The sequence below is a fragment of the Calidithermus terrae genome (genome assembly GCF_003574345.1).
Classification (GTDB): domain Bacteria; phylum Deinococcota; class Deinococci; order Deinococcales; family Thermaceae; genus Calidithermus; species Calidithermus chliarophilus.
Map to the genome: position 1 here is coordinate 1 of NZ_QXDL01000211.1, position 6,730 is coordinate 6,730.

The 6,730-nt window shown below is 70.8% G+C and carries 5 protein-coding genes; 2 read left to right on the forward strand and 3 right to left on the reverse strand.

Going from position 1 to position 6,730, the window contains the following annotated elements; all coding sequences use genetic code 11:
* Both Mterra_RS17525 and Mterra_RS17530 read left to right on the forward strand, forming a co-directional pair.
* Nucleotides 1-389 (forward strand): response regulator (locus Mterra_RS17525; RefSeq protein WP_119316330.1); only part of this gene is annotated, 389 nt, incomplete at its 5' end.
* A gap of 68 nt (nucleotides 390-457) precedes the next feature.
* Complete coding sequence (locus Mterra_RS17530; RefSeq protein ID WP_119316331.1) at nucleotides 458-4,459, forward strand: PAS domain S-box protein; 4,002 nt, start codon at nucleotides 458-460, stop codon at nucleotides 4,457-4,459.
* Nucleotides 4,460-4,609: 150 nt separating this feature from the next.
* Here Mterra_RS17530 and Mterra_RS17535 read toward each other — a convergent pair whose 3' ends face one another.
* The 3 genes from Mterra_RS17535 to Mterra_RS17545 all read right to left on the reverse strand — a co-directional run bounded on the left by Mterra_RS17535 (nucleotide 4,610) and on the right by Mterra_RS17545 (nucleotide 6,625).
* The gene (locus tag Mterra_RS17535; protein WP_119316332.1) at nucleotides 4,610-5,059 is read right to left on the reverse strand and encodes a DUF421 domain-containing protein; all 450 of its coding nucleotides are present in this window, start codon (nucleotides 5,057-5,059) and stop codon (nucleotides 4,610-4,612) included.
* 12 nt (nucleotides 5,060-5,071) lie between these two features.
* Nucleotides 5,072-5,590 (reverse strand): hypothetical protein, encoded by a 519-nt coding sequence (locus tag Mterra_RS17540; protein WP_119316333.1) that lies wholly within the window; start codon nucleotides 5,588-5,590, stop codon nucleotides 5,072-5,074.
* A 144-nt stretch (nucleotides 5,591-5,734) separates the two neighbouring features.
* A complete protein-coding gene (locus Mterra_RS17545) occupies nucleotides 5,735-6,625 on the reverse strand; it encodes a cyanophycinase (protein WP_119316334.1) in 891 nt (296 codons plus the stop codon).
* Between the last annotated feature and the right edge of the window lie 105 nt (nucleotides 6,626-6,730).

Consider the following 6,730-nt stretch of genomic DNA (forward strand, 5'->3'; position numbering starts at 1 on the left):
GGATGAGCGCGAGCGCAGCACCGGGCGGGGGGGTCATCCTCCTGATTGACGATGACCCTTCCCACCGCAGCTTTCTCGGGCGCACCCTGGGCTACATGGGCTACCGGGTGCTGACGGCCTCGAGCGGCCCGGAGGGTCTCGCCCTGGCCCGTCGCGAGCGCCCCGGCCTCGTGCTGCTCGACCTGATGATGCCGGGCATGGGGGGCTTCGAGGTGGCCGAGCGGCTGCGGGAGGAGGGTTTCGCCGGGTCCATCGTCCTCATCAGCGCCCGCGACGAGGCGGAAATCTTCGAGCGGGCCGCGCGGCTGGGGACGCCCCTGCTGGTCAAGCCCGTTGACCTCGACGCCCTGCTCTCGGCCGTGGCGTGGGGTGTTCGTCCTCCGCCTTAGGATTTCGTCCAGGCTCAGCCCTGTCTCAGCTGTGTGGTTCAGCCTAAGGTCCGGGGAACGGGGGAGCGATGGGTGAAGGAAAGGCGGCCGGAGAGCCGACCCCTGAGCTGGAGAACGACTACCGCCTGATGTTCGAGGCGGCGGGGGTGGGCATGGCCCAGATCGACCCCTACAATTTCCGTTTCCAGCGGGTTAATCGCCGCTTCGCCGAGATGACGGGCTACACCCGGGAAGAGCTGCTGGGGATGAGTGCGCTCGAGCTCACCCACCCCGACGACCGCGACCGCAACCGGGCCGAGTGGGGGAAGACCCTCCGCGGCGAGTCGCCGCAGTTCGCCATCGAAAAGCGCTACGTGCGCAAGGACGGCGGGGTGATCTGGGTGAGCGTGGCGGCGACGGTCCTGCGCGACGCCGGAGGCCATCCCCTGCGCGCCGTTTCCACCGTCGAGGACATCACCGAGCGCAGGCACCGCGAGGCGAACCGGGAACTTCTGGCCGGCATCTCCGAAGACCTCGGCCAGCTTTCCGGTGAGGAGGAGATCATCCGGAGCGTGGGCGCGAAGCTGGCGGCCCACCTGGGGCTGAGCTGCTACCACTACGTGGACGTGGACGAGGAGCGCGCCGAGGTCACGGTCCGCCACTTCTGGCACAGGCTGGAGGTGCCGCACGTCCTCGGGACCTACCCCATCCGCGGCTTCATATCCCCGACCTGGCTGGACCGCTTGCGGGCCGGGAAACCCGCCATCGTCAACGACGTGCAAAACGACCTGCCCGGCGACACCCTCGAGGGGGCGGGGCTGAAGGCGGGCGCGGCCGCACAGAAGATCGGCGCGTACGTAGCCGTTCCCTACAGCCAGGACGGCAGGTGGAAAGCCTACTTCGCCGTCGCCGATAGCGCCCCCCGGCGGTGGACGAGCCTCGAGGTCGAGCTGATGCAGGAGGTCTCCAACCGGGTCTTTCCACGGATCGAGCGCGCTCGATCCGAGAAGGCCCTGCGCGAATCGGAGGAGCGGCTCCGGCGCGTGCTCGACGGCATGGACGAGGGCTTCGGGCTGCTCGCGCCCGACTTCACCATCCTCGAGCACAACCGCCAAGCCCTCCGCCTCGACGGGCGCACCCGCGAGGAGATCGTCGGGCGCTCGCACTGGGAGGTCTACCCCGGGACCGAGGCCTCCGAACTCGGCCGCCTCTATAAGAAAGCGATGGCCGAGCGCGTGCCGGTGTCGCTCGAGCACCTCTACACCTGGGAAGAGGGCCGCGCCCGCTGGCTCGAGATGCGCGCCTACCCGACCGACGACGGCTTGCTGGCGGTGTTCTGGCGCGACGTGACCGAGCGCCGGGAGGCCCAAGACGCCCTGCGCGAGTCCGAAGAACGCTACCGCACGCTCTTCACCTCGATAGACGAGGGCTACGCGGTCGTCGAGGTTTTGCAGGACGAGAACGGCGCGTGGAGCGATTTTCTGTTTCTCGAGGTCAACCCGGCCTTCGTCGAGCAGACCGGGATGGAGTACCCGGTCGGGCGCAGGGCGACGGAGCTTTTGGGAACGCCCAACCCACGGTGGGCCCAAGTCTACGGGCAGGTCGCCGAAACGGGCGAACCCGTGCGTTTCGAAGAAAGCGAGCCGGTGCTCGGTCGGGTGTTCGACCTTTACTGCTTCCGCCTGGGCGGCCCAGGCAGCCGCCGGGTGGCGGTGCTGTTCACGGACATCACCGGGCGCAAGCGCGCCGAGCAGCGGCGCGAATTCCTGCTGAAGCTGTCGGACGCGCTGCATCCCCTATCGGACCCCGTAGAAATCCTGACGACCGTCGCCCACACGGTGATGGACCGCTTCGGGGCCGACCGCTGCTACTACTGCGAGATCGAGGGCGGCAACGCCGTCATCCGGCGCGACGCCTCGCGCGAGGGGCTGCCCTCGGTGGCGGGGGTGTACCCGCTCTCGAGGATGCCCATCTTCGAGGCGGTGGTGGGCACCGGTCGCCCCTTCGTGGTGGCGGACGCCCGCACCTCTGAGCTGCTGGACGAGGAGCTGCGGCGGTTGTGCGTGCAGTTGCAGGTCATCTCCTTCGTGGACGTGCCGGTGGTCAAGGACGGCCGGCCCGTGGGGGTGCTCTGCATCACCCAAAGCACCCCCAGGGAGTGGAGCGACTTCGAGGCCGAGCTGGCGGCGGAGGTCGCCGAGCGCACCTGGGCGGCGGTGGAGCGGGCCAGGGTGGAGGAAGCCCTGCGCGAGTCCCAGGCTCGCCTCCAGAAAGCCATCTCCATCGAGACGGTGGGGGTGCTGTTCTTCAGCCTCACGGGGCGCATCACCGACGCCAACGAAGCCTTTTTGCGGGCCAGCGGCTACAGCCGCGAGGAGCTTCTCGGGCTGGGCGGCTGGGACTCCCTGACGCCGCCGGAGTTCATGGAGGTGACCCGGCGGGCCGCCGCCGAGCTGTGGGCCACCGGCGAGACCGCGCCCTACGAGAAACAGATGCTGCGCAAGGACGGCTCGAGGTGGTGGGCGCTGTGCGCGCCTACGCGGCTCTCCGGCCAGGGCCGGGACCCTGAGTGCGTCGAATTCGTCATCGACATTACCGAGCGCAAGAAGGCCGAGCAGGCCAGCGCCTGGCTGGCGGCCATCGTGGAGTCGTCGAGCGACGCCATCGTGAGCTTCGACCTCGAGGGCAGGATCCTGAGCTGGAACCCGGCCGCCGAGGGGATGTTCGGCTACAGCGCCGCCGAGGTCGTGGGGCAGCGGCTCGAGCGCCTCGTCCCGGCGGGCCTGGAGGCCGAGCAGGCCGCCATCGCCGAGCGGGTGGGGCGGGGGGAGCACGTGGTGCAGCTCGACACCCTCCGCCTGCACAAGGACGGCACGGCCGTGGCGGTCTCGCTCACCGTCTCCCCGATCAAGGACGAGCGCGGCGCGGTGATCGCCGCGACCGCCGTCATCCAGGACGTCCGCGCGCGCAAGCAGGCCGAAGCCGCGCTGCTGGAGAGCCGCGAGCGGCTGGCGCTGACGATGGAGGCCGGGAGCCTGGGCATCTGGGACTCCGACCTCCTGGCCCACCGCACCTACTGGTCGCCCGAGCAGGAGCGGCTGTTCGGCCTCGAGCCCGGCAGCTTCGACGGGGGCTTCGGCGAGCGGATCCACCCCGACGACCGCGAGCGGGTGCTGCGCCGCCTGGCCGAGGCGCGGGCGGCGGGCGGGGACTACGATGACGAGTACCGGGTGGTCTGGCCCGACGGCACGGTGCGCTGGCTGGCCGCGCGGGGGCGGGTCTACCGCGACGCGCAGGGCCGGGCGGTGCGGATTCTGGGGGTCAACTTCGACGTCACCCGGCGCAAGGAGGCCGAGGAGCGGCTGCGCGCGAGCGAGGCCCGGCTGCAGGCGCTGGTCGAGGCCCAGAAGCGCTTCGTGGCCGACGCCTCGCACGAGCTGCGCGCCCCGCTGGCGACCATCCTGGGCAACCTCGAGCTCGTCTGCCGCTTCCGCGAACTCCCCGAGGAGGAGCGCCGGGCCGCGCTCGAGGACGCCCGCGGTGAGGCTGACCGCATGGCCCGCCTGGTCAACGACCTGCTGGCTTTGGCGAAGGGCGACGCCGGGATCCGGCTGCGGCTGGAGCCGCTCGACCTCAGCGAGGTGCTGCGGGAGGCGCTCGCCGAGGCCCGCCGCCTCGCGCGGGGGCACGTGCTGGAGGCGGAGCTGCCCGAGCGCCTGAACCTGCGCGGCGACCGCGACCGGCTCAAGCAGCTCGCCCTGATCCTGCTGGAGAACGCCCTCAAGTACACCCCGGCGGGCGGTGCGGTGCGCCTGGGGCTCGAGCGGTCGGGCGGCTGGGCCGAGCTGCGGGTGGTGGACACCGGCGTCGGCATCGCGCCGGAGGACCTGCCCCACGTCTTCGAGCGCTTCTGGCGGGCCGACCCCGCGCGCAGCCGGGAGGCGGGAGGCACCGGGCTGGGGCTGTCCATCGCCCAGTGGATCGTCGAGCAGCACGGCGGGGAGATCCGGCTACAGAGCGAGCCGGGCAAGGGCACCACCGCCGTCGTCCGGCTGCGGACGGAGGTGGGGGAGGGGAGCAGTCAGCGATGAGCGATAGGCCCGTGGCCCGCGACCGGTCGCGGGCCAAAGCATCTCATGTTTGACGCTCGGCGTCTTGCGTACGACGTAGGACGTACGACAGACATGCGTTTTGCGTCTTGCGTTCTACGTACGACGTACGACCCGCTCCCGACCTACGCCCTACTTCTGCTGCTTCGGGATGATCGTGATCCCCCCCGAACGCTCGAGCACGGCGTACTTGATCTGGTCGAGGCGCTCGAGGCCCTGCAGCTCGCGGGCGGCGGAGAGGATGTCCTCCTCGTCCACGCGGGCTTTGTTCATGCGGTCCTTGAGGGGTTTGCCGTTCTCGAGGACGATCAGGGGCACGTCGTCGAGCAGGCGCTCGATGCGGGGGGAGCGCTGCTTGAGCAGCGAGAGCCCGATGTCCACGCCCACCAGCGTCATCACCAGCAGCGCGGCGTGGGTGAGGGAGTAGTCCTGCCCCACCAGCGCGTTCTGGATCGACTCGCTGATGATGAGCAGCAGCACGAAGTCGAAGGTGGTGATCTGCGCCAGCGAGCGCTTGCCCGCCAGCCGGAACAGCACCAGCAGGAAACCGTAGACCGCCAAGGCTTGAATGACCGAGTCCATACCGCTCCTCCGCTACGGGTAGACCCACTGCCACAGGTCCAGCCGCTCCTCGCCCAGCCCCACCCTGCCGCCCACCCGCCCCAGCCGCCGGGGCTCGAGGTGGAAGCGGGCCTCGAGCACGGCCGCGTCCTGGGTCGCCCGGAAGACGTAACGCACGCCCTCGGGCGTCGGCTCGACCCGCTCGGGCTCGGGGGTCACCTGGCGCACCTCGAAGGCCTGGAGGTACTCCTTCGGCAGGGTGAGGCGGTGCTCGCTCGAGCCGCCCTCGCCCAGCAAGATGCGGTCGCTGCGCACGAGGAGGGTGGTGGGGCTGTCGCGTCGGAGGAAGCGGTCGAACTCGAGGACGGGCCCGGCCGACGTCTCGCCCGCGCTCACCCGGCTCAGCGGCCCCGGGCCCAGCAGGCCCAGCAGGCCGGCGACCAGCAACGCCAGCACCACCGCCCAGGCCACCCGCTGCACCGCCCACTGCCGTTCCTGGAAGGTGAGGTTCTCCTCGGACTCGAGATCGCGCACGTCCTTGACCTGTCCCATGCACCCCTCCCCGGCCGCCCCCCGGACCCCGCGGCTCGAGCCGGGGCGGCCGGAGGGGCGCGGCGGCCTCTCATGAGGCAGTCTGCCCGCGCGGGCTGAAGGTTCGCCGTGCAGCAGATGAGCGACCGCTGATGGAGCCAGGGCTCAGGCCGCGTCGCCCTCCCCCTCGCCGCCCGTGAGCTTCTCCAGCCGCTTTCGCTCGCGGGGCGTGGCTTTCCGGGGCCGGCGCTCGGCGAGGTCGAAGACGTCGCCTTGTGCGAGCAGGTGGAGCCGCACGTCGAAGATGGAGAGGGTGCACTCGTCCTCCCCCTCCGCGATGTTGCTGTAGCTCACGGAGGAGCCGTCCACCACGTACACCGCCCCGCTGCCCAGCACGCTGAAGGAGGAGTTGTTGAGCACGATGGCGGTGTCCTCGTCGATGCCCACGCCCAGCTCGACGGGGTTGAGGGCCACCGCGCCCAGCAGGCGGCCCATGCGGCCGCGCTCGGCGAAGTGCTGGTCGATGACCATGTGCTTCACCAGGCCCAGCCCCGGCGCCATCCGCAGGGTGCCCAGGCGGTGCGACTCCTCGCCGTTGCCCCGCACCAGCATGGTGGTGCACAGCACGCTCGCCCCGGCGGAGGTGCCGCAGATCACCCCGCCCCGCTTGTAGACCTCCAGGACGCGCTCGAAGAGGGGCGTGTCGCCGAGCTGGCTGGTGATGCGCAACTGGTCGCCCCCCGTGAAGAAGACCCCCTTGGCCCCCTCGAGCAGCTCGAGCTTCTTAGGGTCGTGGGCCTGCTCGCGGTCCCCCAGGTAGAGCTCGGCCGTCTTCTCGAGGCCCAGCTCCTTGAACGCCTTGCGGTAGGTGTCGAAGTAGCCCTCGGGGTCGTGCGAGCCGACGGTGGCGATCACCAGCCGGCCCCGGCCCACCCGCCGGGCCACCTCCTTGAGGATGACCCGGTCGCCCTCCTTGTCCTCGTGGCCCCCGATGACGATCAGCACCCCGCGCCCGTGCGTGGCGCGGCTGACGGGCTCAGGCTTGGGCTTGGGCACCGGCGGCCTCCTCCTGCTTGGAAAGGTAGACCTTGGGAGCGGCCATCGCGGCGGTGCGGTAGGCGCAGGCCATGTTGGGCGAGTTGTGGGCCCAGCCCACCCGGC